At 68.9% G+C, this 1,445-nt stretch carries 1 protein-coding gene; it reads left to right on the top strand.

Going from position 1 to position 1,445, the window contains the following annotated elements; genetic code table 11:
- Nucleotides 1-80: 80 nt before the first annotated feature.
- A complete protein-coding gene (locus ACFYW8_RS44540; RefSeq protein WP_389093916.1) occupies nt 81-1,331 on the top strand; it encodes an IS701 family transposase in 1,251 nt (416 codons plus the stop codon).
- Nucleotides 1,332-1,445 lie beyond the last annotated feature (114 nt).

Consider the following 1,445-nt stretch of genomic DNA (forward strand, 5'->3'; position numbering starts at 1 on the left):
TAGGGCTTGGTCATCTTCACCCGTGAGTGGAGTGTCTGTTGGTGTGTGAGCGTCGTTGACGTGGCGTGACACCTGGGGAGATGGCTGAGGTCCGGGAGGACCTGGAGGCGTTCGCGGCGGGGTTGTTCGACGGGTTCTTCCGCGCGGATCAGCGGCGTTGGGGACAGGCGTATGTGCGGGGGCTGCTGCTGGACGGGCGGCGTAAATCGGTGGAGCCGATGGCGGCCCGTCTGGGTGAGGACGGCAACCGGCAGGCGCTGGCGCATTTCATCACCTCCAGTCCGTGGGATCCGGCGCATGTGCGGGCCCGGCTGGCCTGGAGGATGCACGAGGCGGTCGGGGCGGAGGCGTTGATCGTCGATGACACCGGGTTCCTGAAGGACGGGGATGCCTCGGCGTGTGTGTCGCGGCAGTACACCGGCACCGTGGGCAAGGTCACCAAATGCCAGGTCGGGGTGTCGCTGCACCTGGCCCGTGAACATGCCTCGGCCGCGGTGAACTGGCGGTTGTTCCTGCCTGCGTCCTGGGATCCCGCCTCCCCGGAGGCGGATGCGGACAAGGTCGCCCGCCGCACTCGTTGTGGCATCCCCGACCGGGTGGGGCATGTGGAGAAGTGGCAGCTGGCCCTGGACATGATCGACGAGACGCGGTCATGGGGCATCGATGTTCCCCTGGTCGTCGCGGACGCCGGCTACGGTGACGCCGCCGCGTTCCGTCACGGCCTGGAGGAACGCAACCTGCCCTATGCGGTGGGCATTTCCTCCCGTCACACCGCTCATCCGGCCGCCGCCCGGCCCGTTCAGCCTGTCTACGCGGGCAGCGGCCGGCCACCGAAACTGCAGTATCCCGAGCCCGCGCAGACCGTGAAGGACCTGGTCGTCGCGGCGGGGCGGGCGGCGGCGAGGCCGGTGTCCTGGCGGGAAGGCTCCCGGCCGGGCAAGGGGATCAGCGGCTTCAAGCGTATGTACTCGCGGTTCGTGGCCCTGCGCATCCGCCCGGCCGGACGCGGGGTCCGGCAGGCCAACGATGGTCCTGAGCTGCCCGAACGCTGGCTGCTGGCCGAGTGGCCCGCCACCGAACCCGAACCGGTGCAGTTCTGGCTGTCCAGCCTGCCCTCCGGGATGCCCCTGGCCACGCTGGTGCGGCTGGCCAAGCTCCGCTGGCGCATCGAACACGACTACCGCGAGATGAAACAGGCCCTGGGGCTGGCCCACTTCGAGGGCCGCACCTGGGGCGGCTGGCATCATCACGTCACCCTCGTCTCCGCCGCCCACGCCTTCTGCACCCTGCAACGACTGGTACGAGACCCAAAAGACGTGGTGCAGGCCTGAGCCTCTACCGGGTCGTCCGCGAACTGCAGACACTCCTCGCCACCTGGACCGGCGCCTGCCCCACCTGCCACCAAGACATACCCACACCCATACGAACCTGACCAAGCCCTACTA

This window comes from Streptomyces sp. NPDC002742, from assembly GCF_042888885.1.
GTDB lineage: Bacteria > Actinomycetota > Actinomycetes > Streptomycetales > Streptomycetaceae > Streptomyces.

Coding starts and splice junctions, on each gene's coding strand:
- ACFYW8_RS44540 (WP_389093916.1), top strand. CDS start 81: ATGGCTGAGGTCCGGGAGGACCTGGAGGCGTTCGCGGCGGGGTTGTTC.